The sequence below is a fragment of the Novosphingobium capsulatum NBRC 12533 genome, from assembly GCF_001598375.1.
GTDB lineage: Bacteria > Pseudomonadota > Alphaproteobacteria > Sphingomonadales > Sphingomonadaceae > Novosphingobium > Novosphingobium capsulatum.
The window spans coordinates 219,512-236,717 of the sequence record NZ_BCYV01000008.1; the positions used below are offsets into that span (position 1 = coordinate 219,512).

The 17,206-nt window shown below is 65.3% G+C and carries 13 protein-coding genes; 7 read left to right on the forward strand and 6 right to left on the reverse strand.

Annotated features, from left to right (window positions below; translation table 11 throughout):
• Window positions 1-71: 71 nt before the first annotated feature.
• The 3 genes from SCA01S_RS07915 to mdlC are packed head-to-tail and all read right to left on the reverse strand — an operon-like array spanning window position 72 to window position 3,486.
• The gene (locus tag SCA01S_RS07915) at window positions 72-566 is read right to left on the reverse strand and encodes an aromatic-ring-hydroxylating dioxygenase subunit beta (protein WP_062784563.1); all 495 of its coding nucleotides are present in this window, start codon (window positions 564-566) and stop codon (window positions 72-74) included.
• The gene (locus SCA01S_RS07920) at window positions 563-1,909 is read right to left on the reverse strand and encodes an aromatic ring-hydroxylating oxygenase subunit alpha (RefSeq protein ID WP_062784565.1); all 1,347 of its coding nucleotides are present in this window, start codon (window positions 1,907-1,909) and stop codon (window positions 563-565) included. Before SCA01S_RS07920 ends, SCA01S_RS07915 begins: the two co-directional genes overlap by 4 nt.
• Before the next feature lie 20 nt (window positions 1,910-1,929).
• Window positions 1,930-3,486, reverse strand: coding sequence for a benzoylformate decarboxylase (gene mdlC, locus SCA01S_RS07925; protein ID WP_062784567.1), 1,557 nt, complete (start codon window positions 3,484-3,486; stop codon window positions 1,930-1,932).
• Window positions 3,487-3,574: 88 nt separating this feature from the next.
• Between mdlC and SCA01S_RS07930 the strand changes: the two genes are divergently transcribed.
• The gene (locus SCA01S_RS07930) at window positions 3,575-4,471 is read left to right on the forward strand and encodes a LysR family transcriptional regulator (RefSeq protein ID WP_062784569.1); all 897 of its coding nucleotides are present in this window, start codon (window positions 3,575-3,577) and stop codon (window positions 4,469-4,471) included.
• A gap of 100 nt (window positions 4,472-4,571) precedes the next feature.
• Window positions 4,572-5,483, forward strand: a complete 912-nt coding sequence (locus SCA01S_RS07935) for a ketopantoate reductase family protein (RefSeq protein ID WP_062784572.1) — start codon at window positions 4,572-4,574, stop codon at window positions 5,481-5,483.
• 14 nt (window positions 5,484-5,497) lie between these two features.
• On the opposite strand, the gene SCA01S_RS07940 is transcribed toward SCA01S_RS07935, so the two are convergent.
• Complete coding sequence (locus SCA01S_RS07940) at window positions 5,498-5,884, reverse strand: winged helix-turn-helix transcriptional regulator (protein WP_054131189.1); 387 nt, start codon at window positions 5,882-5,884, stop codon at window positions 5,498-5,500.
• A gap of 127 nt (window positions 5,885-6,011) precedes the next feature.
• Here SCA01S_RS07940 and SCA01S_RS07945 point away from each other — a divergent pair, with 127 nt between their 5' ends.
• Together SCA01S_RS07945 and SCA01S_RS22795 are read left to right on the forward strand one after the other, a co-directional pair.
• Complete coding sequence (locus SCA01S_RS07945; RefSeq protein ID WP_062784574.1) at window positions 6,012-7,073, forward strand: SDR family oxidoreductase; 1,062 nt, start codon at window positions 6,012-6,014, stop codon at window positions 7,071-7,073.
• Window positions 7,074-7,175: 102 nt separating this feature from the next.
• Window positions 7,176-8,450, forward strand: coding sequence for a hypothetical protein (locus SCA01S_RS22795; RefSeq protein WP_245652492.1), 1,275 nt, complete (start codon window positions 7,176-7,178; stop codon window positions 8,448-8,450).
• Window positions 8,451-8,461: 11 nt separating this feature from the next.
• Here the strand turns inward: SCA01S_RS22795 and SCA01S_RS07955 are convergent, their stop codons facing one another.
• A complete protein-coding gene (locus tag SCA01S_RS07955) occupies window positions 8,462-9,361 on the reverse strand; it encodes an alpha/beta hydrolase fold domain-containing protein (protein ID WP_062784576.1) in 900 nt (299 codons plus the stop codon).
• Window positions 9,362-9,434: 73 nt separating this feature from the next.
• Window positions 9,435-11,645, reverse strand: coding sequence for a TonB-dependent receptor (locus tag SCA01S_RS07960; protein ID WP_084390850.1), 2,211 nt, complete (start codon window positions 11,643-11,645; stop codon window positions 9,435-9,437).
• Window positions 11,646-11,920: 275 nt separating this feature from the next.
• Between SCA01S_RS07960 and SCA01S_RS07965 the strand changes: the two genes are divergently transcribed.
• The 3 genes from SCA01S_RS07965 (at window position 11,921) to SCA01S_RS07975 (ending at window position 17,204) form a co-directional block, all read left to right on the forward strand.
• Window positions 11,921-14,827: a TonB-dependent receptor plug domain-containing protein gene (locus SCA01S_RS07965; RefSeq protein ID WP_062784580.1), complete on the forward strand. Its 2,907-nt coding sequence runs from the start codon at window positions 11,921-11,923 to the stop codon at window positions 14,825-14,827.
• A gap of 143 nt (window positions 14,828-14,970) precedes the next feature.
• Window positions 14,971-15,861, forward strand: a complete 891-nt coding sequence (locus tag SCA01S_RS07970) for a LysR family transcriptional regulator (protein WP_062784582.1) — start codon at window positions 14,971-14,973, stop codon at window positions 15,859-15,861.
• A complete protein-coding gene (locus SCA01S_RS07975) occupies window positions 15,861-17,204 on the forward strand; it encodes a CitMHS family transporter (RefSeq protein ID WP_062784800.1) in 1,344 nt (447 codons plus the stop codon). The genes SCA01S_RS07970 and SCA01S_RS07975 overlap by 1 nt, the downstream gene beginning before the upstream one ends.
• Window positions 17,205-17,206: the final 2 nt, after the last annotated feature.

Genomic DNA, 17,206 nt, shown 5'->3' on the forward strand with positions numbered 1-17,206 from the left:
CCGCTGCCTTGTTCGCGGCGCGCAGCAAGGCACCATCGACGCTGGCCAGCTCCGGCGCAAGCGCGCGGCGATCAGATGGCGTTGATATCCACCACCGTCGGGATCGTATCATTGAGCAGGATGATCTTCTTGCGCGCAATGGACCACCCCGCTTCGGCGTGGACCAGGCGATATTCATAGCGGCCGAAGAACACGTCGGCCCGGTCCATCCGCACATCGAACCGATGACAGGTGAACGCCGCCGAGACAGCGCCCAGCTCCGCGTCGGTCACCAGGATGTTCGACACCTGGTGGACCACGCGTGGCGTCGGGCTGGATGCCACCGACAGCCCCGATTGCAGGCGCATGATCCGATCCTCGAGATTGCGCCGCCCGCGATAGTAGATCAGCGAGAGTTCGCGATCCGGATCGTCGGACAGCGTCACCTCGTCACGCCAGGTGGGCATCCAGAATTCGATGTCGGGCGTGAACAGCGCCAGCCATTCGGCATAGCGGCCAGAGTCCATCAGCAGGGCTTCGCGGTAAAGCAGGTCGCGCGCGGCCTCGTATGTCAGCGCCTGGCTCATGCGGCCAGCTCCGGCGCCATGCGTGCCGCCCAGGCGCGATAGTAGTTCTGCAGCAGGGTTTCATCGCTCAGCCGCGAATCCGCCAGCACATTGTGCGCGGGTTTGAGATCAATGCGGTCGCCAAAGCGATTGCCGCCCGGCTGGGTCGCGGTCATCCCCCGCCCGTGTCCTTGCAGCCAGGGCTGCACCGCGCCGGCAAAGCCGGCCTGGCAGTTTTCATAGGACACCGTGTCATCGGGCGTGGCCATGCCGGTGGGATTGAAAAAATCCTCGTACTGGCGAATGCGCTGGCGCCGCGCCGCGGCGCTTTCGCCCTTGGGCGCGATGCACCAGGTGCGCATCTCGGTCATCCCCGGGCCGATCGGGCGGATCACGCGCAACTGGCTCGAGGCGTTTTCGGCGATCTGGAGATTGGGAAAGATCGTCAGGTTGCGCATGTTGAACATCCAGTCGCGCTTGCCCTCGCCCAGCCGCGCGCCCAGCGCACCGGCTTGCTCATACAGCGGGATCGCCGGCGTGATGCCGAAGATGCCCCAGTTGAGCACATGGCCGTGATCAAAGCTGAAGCTGCCTCCCGCCACGCCTTGCGCTTCTTCCTTCCAGTAATCGCTGTTTTCCCAGACCGATGCGACCACATCGGCGCTCATTTCCTGCTGCCGCCGTTCCAGCACGCTGATGTAGGAGGGATGGGCCGAAGTGAAATGATACGCGTCAGAGCAGTTTTCGAGCTGCAGCTTCCAGTTGGCGGCAAAGGTGAAGGTGACCTGCCCCGGCACCAGTTCCAGTCCATCCTCGCTCTGGTCGGCCACCAGGTCGAGCAGCTTGGCCGCCTCGCCCAGGTAATCGGCCAACGATAGTTCGCCCGGCGCCAGGCTGCCAAACAGAAAGCCGCGATAGTTGCCAAAGCGGGGCAGCGGCGCCAGGCCATGGTCCTCGCTGTCGAACGCTGGCGTATAGCAACCCGCGTTCTTCCACTTGATCGCGCGGTTGCGGCCGGCGCTGTCAAAGCTCCAGCTGTGATAGGGGCAGACATGCAGGCGCGCGTTGCCCTGGCGCACCTGTGCCAACCTCGCGCCCTTGTGCGGGCACGAGTTGATGAAGGCCCGCAGCTGCCCCTCGCCATCGCGCTGCACCAGCACGGGGGCGCGGCCGATCGTGGTGGTGAAGAAATCGTGCGGCCCGGCTGCCTGTGATTCCATGCCCAGGAACACCCAGCCCTGCTCGAAGATCGCACGCTGTTCGGCGGCAAAGACATCGGCATCGGTGAAGATCGCGCGGTTCACGCGGAAGATGCCCTCGTCCGGCCGATCGTCGATCAGGTCGTCCAGTTGAAAGGTGCCCATCGCCTTGTCTCCCACCCGGCTCAATCGATCACCGCTTCCACCAGCGTCGGCCCGGCCGCGGCGAGCGACCAGGCCAATGCGGCATCGAGCGTGGCAGCGTCGCCGGCCGATCGGCCCGGAACGCCGTGCCCTGCCGCCAGCGCCACGAAATCCAGCTCGGGAAACTGCGTGCCGACCAGATGCTGCATGCCGAAATGACGGCCGAAGTGATGCAGCGCCTCGTACCGCCCGTTCTTGAGGATCAGGAACGTGATCGGCAGGTTCCACTGCGCGGCGGCATGCAGGCCCTGGATCGCGTACATCGCCGACCCATCGCCCAAGACCGCGACCACCTTGCCGTGCGGGCGGGCCAGCGCCATGCCGACTGCCGCCGGCAGCCCATGGCCGAGGCCGCCACTGGCGGTGGTGTAAAAGGTATCGGGGCAAAGGATCGGCAGATGATCGTGCATCGGCCCCCGGCTCGACGGTGCCTCTTCCACGATGATCGTCTGCGGCGCGCGCAGATCGGCCAGCCGTTGCAGCACATAGCCATCGGTCATGGCCGCACCATCAAGCCGCGCCGGCCGTACCAAGGGCGCAGGGCGGGCGCGCGGCGCGGGACGGGAGGCAGCAAGCAGGGCATCGAGCGCATAGTGGCATTGCGCCACGATTGCCCGCCCCGCTGGCGCCCAGGCGGCGTGAACGTGATTGTCACCGATCAGCCAGAGGTCCGCCTCGGGCGGCATGTGCGGCCCCTGCCCGTCGACATGATAGAGATTGACCGGCCCGCCCAGCCCCAGGATCACGTCGTGGCTGGCAAGCGTGGCCACGATCGCCTCGCGACTGGCAGTGAGGAAGCCCCCGAACAACGCGTGGTCTTCGGGAAACCCACAGCGCCCCGCCATCGGCGCAACATAGACGCGCGCCTGTTGGCGTTCCGCCAGGGCAACCACCTGCTCCCACGCGCCGTCGCGCGCCACGCCGGCCGCCACGACCAGCGCCGGCTGCCGCGCCGCATCGAGTGCGGCCGCGCATTCGGCAATGGCCACAGGCGATGGCAGGCGATCGGCAACGACGCGCCGGGCCTGATGCGGCGGGCAAGGTTGGTCCCAATCATCGATCGGGATGGAGACGAACGTCGGGCCGCAGGGCGGTTCCATCGCCACGAGCCAGGCCCGCTCGATTGCCGCGGGCACATCCTGCGCGCGTGCCGGCTCGCACGCCCACTTCACGAACGGGCGCGGAAATTCGGCGGCGCGCTCGGCAAACAGGAACGGTTCATAGGGCAGGATCGCCCGCGCCTGCTGCCCGGCGGTAACCACCAACGGAGTCTGGTTTTTCCACGCCGTGAACAGGTTGCCCAGGGCATGGCCCACCCCGGCCGAACTGTGCAGGTTGACGAACGCCGCGCGGCCGGTGCCCTGGGCAAAGCCATCGGCCATGCCCAGCACGACGCTTTCCTGAAGCCCCATGACATAGCGAAAATCATCGGGAAAATCGCGAAAGAGCGGCAATTCGGTGGAGCCGGGATTGCCGAACAGCGTGGTCATGCCCAGCTCGCGCAACAGCGTGATTGTCACGTCGCGAACGGTCCGCATCCTGAAATCTCCCGATCTTTTGCCGCAGTCTCGCGCATTTGGCGATAAGTTCAATTGCAAATCCAGGAGAAAGTCATACCGTTGGCGCATGGATTTTGATGAGCGCGAGTTGAAAGCCTTTCTGGCCGTGGCCGAATGCGGCAGCCTGGGGCGCGCGTCACGCCAGGCCAATCTGACCCAGCCCGCGCTCAGCCGCCTGATCCACCGCATGGAGGAACGGCTGCAACAGCCGCTGTTCGATCGTTCCACGCGCGGCATGGTGCTGACCGATCCCGGCGTGCTGCTGCAACGCCATGCCCGCCACCTGCTCGCGGACATGCACACGCTGCGCGATGAATTGGCGGCGTTTCGCGGGCTGCGGCGCGGCGTGGTGCGCATTGGTGCGACCGCCGCCGTGATGCGCACCCTGGTGGCCACCCACGCCGGGCAGATGCTGGCCGACAATCCCGACCTGGCATTCGAGGCAATCGAAGACGTCGACAGCGGCCTGGTGCGCGCGCTGGAGCAGCGGCAGATCGACCTGGCGATAACCTCTGGCCGGGTGGAGCAGGACGCCGCCGATGCGCAGTGCCTGGGCCGCTGCGACCATGCCGACATGTTTGCCGTGTTCTGCGCCGCCGACAACCCGATCGCCGACAGCCCCGATCTCGGCAGCGTCTTTGCCCATGGCTGGGTCATGCCCGAGGCGGGGCTAACCCCGCGCATCCGGTTCGAAACCCTGGCCGCGCAATTGGGGCACCAGGCCCGCGTCGTGGCGCGCACCAGTTCGGTCGAAACGATGATCGCCATTGCCGGGGCCAGCCAATTGCTGTGCTGGTTGCCGGTCCCGCTGCTCGAACCCTATGTCGCCAGCGGGCGCCTGCGCCAGCTCAGCGTGCCGGCGCTGGAAACCTGGCGGCAATTCTGGGTCTACCGCCGCAGGGCGGGCGTGCTGCCCGATGCCGCGCAGCGGTTCCTCCGTTATCTCCCCATCGTGCCGCTATGAGCCCTGCCCGACCGGCGGGTTGACACTGTCAAATCCCGATCCGGATACTCGTGCCTGTGCAGGCACACGTGCCTGTGTGCACACGTGGGAGAATTCCGGGATGCAGCGGATCGTGGTAATCGGTGCAGGCGCAATGGGCTGCCTGTTTGCGGCAAAGCTGGCCCTGGCCGGACATCGGGTGACCGTGGCCGACGTGGACCAGGCGCGGATGGACGCGATCGCCGCGCAAGGCATTGCGCTGTCACTGGACGATGGTGATTTTACCGCACGGGTTGGCGCTTGCCCGATCGCTGCGGTGGACGGGCCGGTCGATCTGCTGGTCCTGTTCACCAAGGGCATGCACAGTGCCGCAGCAATCGCATCTGCCGCGCATCTGGTCGATACCGGCTGCACCGTGCTGACTCTGCAAAACGGGCTGGGCAATACCGAGGCGATCGCGGCGGTGTTTCCGCGCGAGCGCATCGTCTGGGGCGTGACCGACTTTCCCGCGGACCTTCATGGTGCCAATGCGGTTTCTTCACATGGGCAAGGCCATGTCTGGCTGGCAGGACTGATCGCGGCGGCCGACGCACGGGCGCGCCACGTGGCGGACATCCTCGATGGCGCCGGCCTCAACGCCCGCTTCGCCCCAGAGGTAGAGGCAATGGTGTGGGACAAGGTGGCCTTCAACAGCGCGCTCAATGCGCTCTGCACGCTGGGGCAAGTGCCCGTCGGCCGCTTGGACAGCGCCCCGATCCGCCGCATCGTCGGCACGATCATGGACGAAATCGCCGCCATTGCCCGGGCGGAGGGCATCGCGTTCGATCGCACCCGAACCATGGCCAAGGTCGATTTTGCCCTCGCCAATCACACCGGGCACAAGCCCTCGATGCTGCAAGACCGGCTCGCCGGCCGGCGCACCGAGGTTGAGTCGATAAACGGCGCAGTCCTGGCCGTTGCTGCCCGCCATGGCCTTGCTGCTCCCACCCTTGAACTGGTCACCGATCTGGTACGCTTGGGTGAGCCGGCGTGACCGCCATGGCCTAATCAGCCGCGCCGCCGCGATCGCGCGCGCGGGGTCAGCGCGTCGAGCGCGTCGGCATTGTCGCGCGCCCAGCCATACAGCGCCTCGACCGGTACGACGAAGCGCCGGCCTAGCGCGGTCAGCGCATAATCCACTTCGGGCGGCGCGACATCATCGCGCGTGGTGCGCGCCAGCAAGCCACTCGCCTCCATTTCCCTCACCGTCTGAGCAAACATCTTTTTGGAAATGCCCGGCAGGCTGCGCAGCAGCGCCGCGCTGCGGGCCCGCCCGTCATGCCGCGCATGCAGGGTGTGCAGCACCATGCTGGTCCACTTGGTGGCAAACAGTTCCAGGATCCGGCGCGGGGCACAATCCTCGCGCCATTCCTCTTCCGGGCTGCCCGGTATCACGGCGGCACTCCTTGCTTTGCCAACGATATCGCTGCGCCGCCAACGCCAGTGGTTACCATCTGGTGCCTTCTTGGCGCCGGGCGAGCGGCGCCCCAATTAGCGGTTTTTGCTCAACAAGGAACCATCGATGACCAAGACTGCCCTTGTTGCCGGGGCCACCGGCATCACCGGCCAGGCCATTGCCACGCTGCTTCATGCCCAAGGCTGGCGCGTGCTGGCCCTGGCGCGCAATCCGCTGCCGCTGCCCGGGGTGGAGCCGATCGCCGCCGATCTTACCGACGCCGCTGCCACCGCCGCCGCGCTTGCCGGGCATCGACCCCATGCCGTGTTCATCACCACCTGGCTGCGCCGCGCCACGGAAAAGGAAAACATCGCGGTCAACGCGGCCATGGTGCGCAACCTGCTGCGCGCGGTAGAGCCGGCTGGCAGCGTCGTGCATGTGGCACTGGTCACCGGCCTCAAGCACTATCTTGGCCCGTTCGAAGCCTATGGCCAGGGCAACCTGCCCGATACGCCGTTTCGCGAGGATCAGGCCCGCCTGCCGATCGACAATTTCTATTATGCCCAAGAAGACGAACTCTTCGCCGCCGCGCAACGCAGCGGCTTTGCCTGGAGCGTGCACCGCCCCCACACCGTGATCGGCAAGGCCGTGGGCAACGCGATGAACATGGGCACCACCTTGGCGGTCTATGCCACGCTGTGCCGTGAACTGGGCCGTCCATTCCACTTCCCGGGATCCGCGGCGCAGTGGAATGGGCTTACCGACATGACCGACGCGCGGCAATTGGCGCAGCAACTGCTGTGGGCCACGACCACGCCCGCTGCGGCAAACCAGGCGTTCAATTGCGCCAATGGCGATATGTTCCGCTGGCGCTGGATGTGGCCACGCCTGGCGCAATGGTTTGGCGTTGAACCGGCTGGGTTTGACGGCAGCGTTCGGCCACTGGCCGATCAGATGGCGGGCGATGCTCCGGTGTGGCGCAGCATCGCCGCGCGCGAAGGCCTGGCAGAACCAGACCTCACCCGGCTGGCCTCGCCCTGGCACACTGACGCAGACCTGGGCCGCCCGATCGAGGTGGTAACCGACATGGCGCGCTCTCGCAGCCTGGGATTTACCGGCTATCAGGCGACGGACACTGCCTTTTTCGATCTGTTCGCCCAACTGCGCTCCGAACGCTTGATCCCTTGAAACGCTGCGTGCCGCGCCACCACTGTCATGGCGCGGCACGCTTCACCGGCACCGCGCTGGTATTCCGCCCCAAAAGGCACCGATTTTGCCATTGCCGGGGTGTTGCCCGCTGTGATTTTGTCAGGCACGGTGCTGCAACAGACCGCATTGGCGGCTGCATGGGGTGGGATATCGGCCGTGGCCAATTTGCAGGAGAGCGCGTTACCCATCGCCGACACGCCCACGCTGTCGCGCGCGCGCGACCTGTTCGGGCGCGTGATCAATGGCCATGATTTGGGCGGATCGACCCCAGCCACCGTTGCCGACCGCATCGAGCAGTCGATCTGCCTGACGCCAAGCCCCGCCGTCGTGCTGACCGAAGGCAGTGTTGCCGCGACGTTTGGCGTTGGCCGCCGCGTGGCGCGGCAGACCAGCCGCATCCTGCAATTGCGCGGTGTGATGGAACCCCGGCGCGGCGGCAAGGGCAAGGGTGGGCTGCGCGTGTGCCTGCCCGGCCTCGACCAGACGCTGGATACCATCCGCAGTGACATCATTGCCAGCAATTCGCCGGCCGCGATGGAAGATGCGCGCCAATGGCTGCAGGCGGAAATTGCCGGGCAGGATGATCCGCTGGGGCGCTTGGTGCGGGCCATGCTGCAAGACGCACCGGTGCAGCAAACCCGTGCGCCGTGCCAGACGCAGGCGTCGCTTCCAACCTGGTCCGAGCTTGAAGAGCCGGCCTCGCGCGGGCATCGCCTGGCGGCGAAACTGCGCCAGCAGATCGCTCTGCTGCCGCCCGGTGAAACGTTCCTGGGCTCGCTCGCCAGCATCGCGGAAGCCCATGACACCAGCCTGGAAGTGGCGGTGGAAGCCGTGCGCATCCTGGCCGATGCCCAGCACGTGGTGATGCGGCGCGGCCGCGGCGGTGGCGTGTTTGCCTGCGAACCGCAAGCTGGCCGGGCGCTGCATATGATCAACGCCTTTATCGCTGCCAACGCGGTCTCGCCTGATCGTTGCCGCGCCGTGCTCAACCGCGCCAATATCGGGATGATCGATCTGGCGCGGGCGCGACAGGATGCCCGCTATCTCGACCGCGTCGAGCGTTCGTTCCAGAAAATGCAGCAGGCGCCCAATGCCACGGTGCTGGGCCAGAACTGGTATGGCTTCATCCGCGATATTGCCGATATGTCGGGCAACGGCGTGCTGCACTTCATTGCCCGCGCCATGGCGGGATCGATCCTTATTCGGCGCACCCGCAGTGCCGACCTGCCCGAAGCCGCCGCCCGCGAACTGTTCGAGGCCAGCCGGCAGATCCATGCCCATCTGATTGGCGGCAGCCAGGATGCCCCCAACGAAGCGCAGTGGCGCTGCCAACTGGCCCTGCAGGATTACTGGTAAGGCTCGAACAATCAGCGCCCCAGGCGCGCAATATGCCGGGCGATTTGAAGATAGACTGCCTCTACCACCTCGCGCGTGCCGCCGCGCAGGTTATAGGCGTGGTCCTGATCGGGCACCTCGATATATTCCAGCAGGCGGCCGCGCGCGTGCAGGCGCTGGGCATAGGCGGCAGCCTCTGCCCGCAAGAGATCGAGCCCTGCGGCAATGACAATCGCCGGCGCCACCTTGTCGAGCAAATCATCGGGCGCGCCCACCAACGGCGATGCGCGCATATCTGCCCGCATCGATGGATCGGGCACATAGACCGCATTGAACAGCCGCGCGACGCCCGGTGAAATGACCGGACGCGCCGCCCGGGCCTGCTTGTGCGCAGGCGGCGTGACGAGATCGAGCGGTGGATAGTGGAGGATCTGCGCGGCGATGGGCGGCCCGCCCGCCTGGCCAAGCAGCAGGCTGGCAGCAGCAGCCAAACCGCCACCGGCACTTTGCCCACCCACGGTCAGCCGATCGCCGTCCCACCCCTGCGCCCCCGCCTGCGCCGCCACCCAGCAGATCACCTCGCAGGCTTGCTCTACCGCTATCGGAAAGCGCCGCTGCGGCGCCAGCGCATAATCGACATTGATGACACAGACGCCGGCCCGCTCGGCCAGGAACGCGCAAAACGCATCATCCTGTTCGGGGTGGCCCATGACGTAGCCACCGCCATGGAAGTTGACGTGAACCGGCACCGGGCCCGCCGTGTTCTGCGGAGCGAACACCGTGGCCGCAGCACTGCCTTGCGTGGTTGGAATAGTGATGGTGCGGCAACGCCGAGGAACTTCGGGAAACGCCAGCGCGCTTTCCGGCTGGGCCAGCCGTGGCGCCACCATCCGCTGCATTACCCGCGCGATCGTATCGGCAATCAACGGCATGGCAGGCGCTCCATCAGCGATGCAGCATCGGCCGGGTGACCCCGACCGATGCTGCCAGGCAGCGATGCCACCATCAGAACTTGGCGCCCAGACGCACGCCGAACTCGCGCGGCGCGGTGCGGAATTCGTTGAGGCCGGATTGCCCGGTCACGAAATATTCCTTGGTCAGGTTGGTGCCGTATAGCTCCACCTTGAAGTTGTCCCAGTTGAGCGTGACGCTGGCATTGACCAGATGGCGCGCGTTGATCAGGTCAAACTGCGGCAGATAGGTAACGTAGGCCCACTGCGACCCGATATAGGAATAGTTCACGCGGGGCACGATCGAGCGCCCCTCGCCCAGCGAATAGGTATAATCCAGGCCGGCGTTCCAGGTCCATTTCGGCGACAGCAGGTTCGGCCCGGCATCAGACGTGATGAACTGGTAGGGGAAGCAGTTGCTGGTTACCCCGGTGGCGCAGGCCGGCAACTGCGCGGTGGCGGCGCCCGGCTGCCACTTGTTGATCACCGTCACGCTGCTGAGCTGCGAATCCACATACGACACGCCGGCGTCGAGGCCGAAACCGGCCAGCTTGGCCTGAAGCTGCCCTTCAAAGCCCTTGATCGTGGCATTGGCGAGGTTGACCACGCCATTCTGACCAGATGCCGGACTGATCACGTCCATCTGGAAATTGTTGTACTTGTTATAGAATACGCCGATCTGCGTGCGCACATGCCGATCGAGGAAGCTCGATTTCCAGCCCGCTTCAAAGTCCCACACCGTTTCCGGGTTGAACATGCCACCAGGCGGATTGATCCCACCCGGCTTGTAGCCACGGGCGGCAAAGACATAGAGCATGTTGTCGGCATCGGGCTTGTAGTTAAGCGCGATCTTGCCGGTCATGCGGCCATCGGCCTCAGTGCCGGTCTGCGGAATCGTCAGGAAGGCGGAAGGCGGCGGCCCGCCAAGATAAACGCCGCCGGTGCCATCGACATGATAGTGCGAATAGCGCGCGCCTGCCTGGATTTCGAGCTTTTCGGTAACGCGATAGTTCACCTGGGCAAAGGCGCCCAGCGTGGTCTTGCTGTTCATCGGATTGACCACGATCGGGAACGGCGCGGTGCCGGTGAAATGCAGCAGCACGTCGATATCGTTGTGCTGGTAATAGCCACCCAGAATAAAGTTCAGCGGCTTGGAATCAGGCGAAATGATGTTGATTTCCTGCGAGTATTCCTTCTCGCGGACGTATTGATCTTCATACTGCGGGCCGAACGGTCCCGCCGCCTGGGACATATTGGTGCCATCCACGTCATAGACGTTCCAGACACGCTTGTTCTGGTATCCGCTTACCGACCGGACAACCAGGCCACCAGGCGTCTGGTACTTCAATTCCAGCGCCGTGGTAAACGCGCGCTCGAAATTCGCGGTCTTGGTATCGTAATTCAGCACATAGGGCGTGGGTTCACGTCCAGCGGCAAACTGCGTGCCGGCAATCGGCTGATAGGCATAGCCGCCCGTGCTCTTCTGCGCCAGTTCGCCCTTCCAATAGGCGGTAAAGCCGCCGGACTGGTAGAGCGCAGACAGCCGCTCATCGTGTTCCTTCAGGCTGTCGGGCTGGTTCTTGTAAGGGCCAAGATCGGTGTAATAGGAATCGCGCCAATGCTGGTTGGTGGCAAAGCGCAAGGCCAGGTTGTCCCCCACCGGCACATTGATCGCGCCATTGAGGCGGACATTGTTGTAGCTGCCGTATTCGGCTGTCACGTCACCACCCAAATCGCCCAGCTTGGGACGCTTGGAATTGATGAAGATCGCCCCACCGGTGGAGTTGGAGCCGACCAGCGTGCCCTGTGGCCCGCGCAGCACTTCGATGCTCTGGATATCGTAGAGATCAAAGCTCTGCGCGATCGGCGGCTGGAACAGCCCGTCGACATAAGTGGCGACGCCATTGGCGACTTGCGGCGATCCGCTCGACAGGCCGATACCGCGGATGTTGATGGATTCGGTGAGGCCTGCCTTGGTGATGGTCAGGCCGGGCGCCACGTTCTGCAGATCGCGCTGCACCAGCACGGCTTTCTGCGTGAGCTGGTCCCCGCCCACCGCGGTGAGCGCAATGGCAACCTTTTGCGAGCTTTCCGAGCGGCGCTGCGCGGTCACCACGATTTCGCCGGGTGCCGGGCTGGCCTGCGCGGGCGCCGGAGCCGCCTCGGTGGCGGCCTGCGCGAAAGCGTTGGTCCCCACCAACGCCAGCGCCATCGCGCCCAGCGAGGCTGCGGCATGCGCGCGGAAATTACCGTGAATCTGAAGCATGGTGCTCCCCTCTCCCTTTTTCGGCCCTGCTTGACGCGGCCAAACGTTGCGGGCCCGTGTCTGCCCGGCCACGCGGGATTTAAATAGCGGCCCATTTTGGAAAGCTGCGCCCGCGCCCTTGGCGGGTCGCCATCGGTGCCATCAGCGCGACCGACCAACCCCATAGATTTATAACTTCACGTTATAAGACGATAGACCAATTGTATTTCACTTGATCGTGGCCGTCCGCCATTGCGCCTTCACAAGAAAACACCGCCATGGTGGGGAGAGCAACGATGGCACGCCGCGTTTTGCGGCGGCATCCCTGGCTGCGCCTCCCCGGCGATGGTGATCAGGAGGTGCACATGAAGGGCTATCACGGGATAAAGCACAATCTGCTCGTCGGCACGGCGTTCGCCATGGGCGTGATGGGCTGGCACGGCGCAGCAGCCGCGCAGGCCACGCCAGCGCAGGCAACGCCGCCTGCCGATCAACCCGCGCCGGAAGCCAAGCCGCAGGAAATCGTGGTGACCGGCTCCTACCTCGGCAATATCCGCCAGGAAAACCGCGCCTCGCCCATCCTCGCAGTCGACAATGCCGCGATCGCGCGCACTGGTTCGTCCTCGATCGGTGATCTCACCCGCTTCATCCCGCAGAACGTGGGCAGCACCGGCGGCTTGCAGGATCTGTCAAAGGGCGGTGCGGATACGCGCGATACCCGTTCCGCCAACCTGCGCGGCCTGGGCGCCGGCTCCACGCTGGTGCTGCTTAACGGCCGCCGCGTGACCCCGCAGGCCGGTGACGATTATGTCAACCTCAACAGCCTGACGCCCGATATCGCCATCCAGCGCGTCGAGGTTCTGCTCGATGGCGCATCGTCCACTTATGGCGCCGATGCCGTGGCGGGCGTGTTCAACGTGTTGACCGACACCAAGTTCAACGGGTTCAAGACCAGCGCCCAGTTCACCAGCATCGCTGATTCCCCGGCGTGGAACGTGCAGGCGATGATGGGCGTGGGCAACGATCGCTTCCACACCGTACTTTCGGCGTCCTATCGGTTTCAGGACAATCTCCAGAATTCCGACCGCGCCGTCACCAATTTCTTCAATCCCACCGCGGCCGGCTATCCGGGCAGCTATCTGCTGACCGGCCGGCCCCTTACCGCCACCGGCGGCCACGTGGTGATCAACGGCAACGATTACACCGCGCTCTATGATGCCAACAAGTCCGCCACGGGCACGCTCAAGGTGGTTGATCCCAATTGCGGCGCAGACGGCACCAACAGCGTCTATTCCCCCACTGGCGGCGCGGCCTTTGGCCTTGGCAACTGCCTCTACAATTTCCAGCCGAAGAACCCGATCCGCCCGCGTGCGCGCAGCGTCAATATCCACAACGACACCACGTTCGAAATCAACGACGCCAATACGCTGTTTGCTGAACTCAGCTATTACCACCAGGATTCCGAACGGTTTGGCGTGCCCTCCTATGCCCAGAACGCGGGCAACGCCACGATGCCGGCGTCCAACCCCTACAATCCCTTTGGCGTCGACGTGCTGTTCTATGGCCGTGCGATCGGGGCGCAGGGCTTTCCGGGCGGATACGAATATCGCGTGATGCGCGATACGGTGAACCAGCAGCACTACGTGCTAGGCGCGCGCGGCAATCTGGTCGGGCGGTGGAAGTACCTGGCGACGGCCACCTATTCCGCCTCGCAAACGATCGCCCGCGATCGCGATACCGATATGAACATGTTCCAGGCCGCGCTGCGCGGCTATGGCGGGCCGAACTGCAACACCAACTTCCTGGGTGGCGGCAGCGGCGCTGTGCCCGGCAAGGGCAGCTGCCTCTATTACAGCCCGTTCCAGGCCAACCTGTCGCAGATGGATCCGTCGCTGATCTACAATCTGCAAAGCGATGTCTTCACCGATTTCAAGCGTGAATACTATATCGCCGAAGCGGTGGTGAATGGCCCCCTGGCCAGCATTGCCGGGCACGAAATCAACGTGGCTCTTGGCGCGCAGTATCGCCGCGAGAAATCGATCACCAACTATTCCGACCTGCTGCTGTCGGGCTATGGCGGCTTCCTCGGCAAGCACCTCAACACCGCGTTCTCGCGCGAGGTGAAGAGCGTGTTCGCCGAAGCCAATTACCAGCCGATCGACAGCCTGACGCTTAATATGGCTGGCCGCTATGAAGATGCCGGTGGTTACAGCAAGGCCGTGCCCAAGGTGGCGGCCAACTGGCACCCGGTCGACTGGTTCTCGCTGCGCGGTTCCTACAGCAAGGCGTTCCAGGCGCCCTCGCTGGCCAACGGTTCCGCCTCGCTGATCGGCACCAACGTGGTCAACGTCACCGATCCGGTCGATGGCACCACCTCGTTCCGCACGATCCAGACCTACGGCAATCCCAACCTCAAGCCGCAGTCGTCCACGGTCTATAACCTGGGCGCCACCTTCGTGCCGACGCGCGGCGCGCGGTTCTCGATCGATTACTGGAAGTATCAGTTCAACAACCAGATTTCGACGCAGAACCCGCAGCAGGTGGTCAACACCGCGCCCAACGGCGCCGCGGTGCTGCGCGACCCGCTGACTGGCACGCTGCAATCGGTGGTCGTCACCAGCTTCAATGCGCCCAGCGGCACCAAGACATCGGGCATCGACATTCAGGGCCAGTATGCGTTTGACGCTGGCCAACTGCATCTCACCTTGCGCGACACGCTGACCTATCTGCTGGCCTACGATGTCGACACCGGCATTCTGCGCCGCGATGCCAATGGCAACATCACCGGCTCGGTGGTCTATGATGGCGTGGGCTATCGCAACGCGTTCGTGCAGTCGCCCACCTCGTCCTCGGCAGCGCCGCGCTGGCGCAGCGTGGCTGGCATCGATGCCGGCTATGGCCCGCACACGCTGTCTTTGACCTGGCGCTATACCGCCGGCGTCAAGGATGATTACGGGCAAAGCCTCAACACCGCGGGCACCGGCGCCGTCGTTCCCGCCGTCAGCACCAAGGTCAGCGCGTTTTCGGTGTTCGATGCGCAATACAGCCTGAACTTTGGCCACGACGATCGCTATGCGCTGACGCTGGGGATGATCAACATCTTCAACACCTCGCCCGGCTTTGCCAAGTACAACGGCTATCTGCCCTCGATCGCCGATCCGTTCGGGCGGCAGGTCTACGCCCGCATCGCGGCGCGCTTCTGATCGTGGGTGGCGGGTTTCCACACGTGGCGCCAGTTGCGGCAGGGGCCAAGCGCACCTGCCGGCTGGACGCCGGGCGTGGCGCCCGCCACCATGCGCCTGCTGCCCAGACCTATCGGCGGCTCCCTCTGGCGCACAGGTTCCGCATGGCCCGCACTCCCAGTCTTTCCACCCTGCGCCAGTTTCGCATCCTGGCCCAGACGGCGAACTTCAGCCGCGCGGCCGAACTTGCCCATGTCTCGCAGCCGGCGCTCTCGCGCACCATCCGCCTGCTGGAAGAAGACCTTGGCGCCCGCCTGTTTGACCGCAACCGCCGCCACGTGTCGCTGACCCAGGCCGGCGAAGACCTGCTCCGCCTGACACAGCGCCTGATCGCCGATTTCGACGATGCCTTTGATCTCCTGGGCCAGACGCTGTCGGGCCAGCGTGGCCGCATTGCCCTGGGCGTGCTGCCATCTTACGCCGTGGGCGATCTGCCCGCCGTGCTCAGCCGCTTTCGCGAGGCTTGGCCAGGCGTCGACGTGACCGTGCGCGAAGGACTGGCGGGGACCATCTATCAACAGCTGCGCGAGCGGCTGATCGATCTGGCGGTGATGACCCCACCTGATGACGCCGCCGAGGATTTCACCTTTCTGCCCTTGTTTACAGACCCTTGCGCCCTGGTCTGCCGCGCCGGGCACGCACCGGCCGATCCCAGCTGGCACAGCTTTGCCGATGCCCCGTTCATCGCGATGGCCCCCACCAGCAGCGTGCGCCAGATCACCGATGCCGCGTTTGCCCGCGCCGGGCTGGCGCCGCGGCCACTGTATGAATGCACGCAGCCCGCCACGCTGGGCGCCTTCATCGCGGCGGGCCTGGGCATCAGCGCGCTTCCGCTGTCGTGCCGCCCGATGGTCGGCGCGCACGATCTGGAATGGCACCTGCTGGGTGACAGCGGCGCCGATCGCGTGATCGGCATTGCCCATCTTTCTGCGCGCAGCCCCTCGCCCGCGGCCCAGAACATGCTACGCGTGCTCTCGGCCAAGGGGGCATGCTGATGCTGGCCGCTGCAGCTTTGCCGCCAGCCGCCCTCGCACTGGGCGCACTGGCCATCATCGGTGTCATGCTGGCCGTCATCCTGACAAACCGACTATCCCCGCTTGCAGCGATGATCCTGGTGCCGGTGATCGGCGCGGCAGCACTGGGCCTGGGCGCCGGCGTGCCGGGCTGGATCATTGCCGGCGTCACCAAGATTGCCCCGGTTGCCGGCATGTTCGTGTTTGCCATCCTGTTTTTCGGGGTGGTCAGCGATGCTGGCCTGCTGGCACCGCTGGTTGGCGGCGTGCTGCGCCTGGTGGGGCGCAAGCCATCGCGGATCACCATGGGCACGGCCTTGCTGGCGTTGCTGATCCATCTCGATGGTTCTGGCGCGGTCTGCTTCCTGATCACCGTGCCGGCGATGCTGCCGCTTTACGATCAACTGGGCATGGACCGCCGCGTGCTGGCCTGCTGCGCCTCGCTTGCCGCAGGGGTCAATTTCCTGCCGTGGACCGGCCCCACACTGCGCGCCAGCGCTGCGCTGCACATTCCCACGGTGCAGATCTTCACGCCGATGCTGCCGGTGCAACTGGTTGGCCTGGTGTTCGTATTCGGCGCGGCGTGGTGGATGGGCCGGCGGGAAGAACGCCGCCTGGCTGCCCTGCCTCAGGCGCAATACCTGCCCGCTGGCGCCGTGGCGGCTGGCCCGGTGGCAAGCGGCCCTAGCGCTGATCCGCTGCATCGCCCGCGCCTGTTCTGGCTCAACCTGGCCATCACGCTGGCGGTCATCGGCCTGATGGTCGGCGGCGTGGCCGAACCGGCCGTGATCTTCATGGTCGCCTTTGCCCTCGTCCTGACGATCAACTATCCCAATGCCGAGGAACAGCGCGCCCGGATCGAGGCGCATGCCCGCCCGGCAATGATGATGGCCGGCGTGCTGTTTGCCGCTGGCGCCTTTACCGGCATCATGAACGGCGCTGGCCTGATCCACGCCTTGGCCCAATCCAGCGTGGCCCTGGTGCCGCCCGGCATGGGCCGCAGCCTGCCGCTGCTGGTGGCCGTCACCAGCATGCCGCTCAGCGTGGTGTTCGACCCTGACAGCTTCTACTTCGGCGTGCTGCCCGTCGTCGCGCAAGTTGCCGGCCATTTTGGCGTGCCGCCCGTGCAGGTGGCGCAGGCGGCGCTGCTGGGCATGCATACCGTTGGCTTTCCGATCAGCCCATTGACCCCCGCAACATTCCTGGTCGCAGGCCTGAGCCGCATCGACCTCGGCGCGCATCAGCGTTTTGCCTTTCCCTGGCTGCTGGGCGCCACCCTGGTGATGACACTGGCAGCGCTGGCCATCGGCCTGATCGGCCTATGAGT

What these genes read in the sequence shown, in the direction of transcription:
- SCA01S_RS07915 (WP_062784563.1), bottom strand. Translation starts at nt 566, where the DNA reads ATGAGCCAGGCGCTGACATACGAGGCCGCGCGCGACCTGCTTTACCGC.
- SCA01S_RS07920 (WP_062784565.1), bottom strand. Translation starts at nt 1,909, where the DNA reads ATGGGCACCTTTCAACTGGACGACCTGATCGACGATCGGCCGGACGAG.
- mdlC (WP_062784567.1), bottom strand. Translation starts at nt 3,486, where the DNA reads ATGCGGACCGTTCGCGACGTGACAATCACGCTGTTGCGCGAGCTGGGC.
- SCA01S_RS07930 (WP_062784569.1), top strand. Translation starts at nt 3,575, where the DNA reads ATGGATTTTGATGAGCGCGAGTTGAAAGCCTTTCTGGCCGTGGCCGAA.
- SCA01S_RS07935 (WP_062784572.1), top strand. Translation starts at nt 4,572, where the DNA reads ATGCAGCGGATCGTGGTAATCGGTGCAGGCGCAATGGGCTGCCTGTTT.
- SCA01S_RS07945 (WP_062784574.1), top strand. Translation starts at nt 6,012, where the DNA reads ATGACCAAGACTGCCCTTGTTGCCGGGGCCACCGGCATCACCGGCCAG.
- SCA01S_RS07955 (WP_062784576.1), bottom strand. Translation starts at nt 9,361, where the DNA reads ATGCCGTTGATTGCCGATACGATCGCGCGGGTAATGCAGCGGATGGTG.
- SCA01S_RS07960 (WP_084390850.1), bottom strand. Translation starts at nt 11,645, where the DNA reads ATGCTTCAGATTCACGGTAATTTCCGCGCGCATGCCGCAGCCTCGCTG.
- SCA01S_RS07965 (WP_062784580.1), top strand. Translation starts at nt 11,921, where the DNA reads ATGGCACGCCGCGTTTTGCGGCGGCATCCCTGGCTGCGCCTCCCCGGC.
- SCA01S_RS07970 (WP_062784582.1), top strand. Translation starts at nt 14,971, where the DNA reads ATGGCCCGCACTCCCAGTCTTTCCACCCTGCGCCAGTTTCGCATCCTG.
- SCA01S_RS07975 (WP_062784800.1), top strand. Translation starts at nt 15,861, where the DNA reads ATGCTGGCCGCTGCAGCTTTGCCGCCAGCCGCCCTCGCACTGGGCGCA.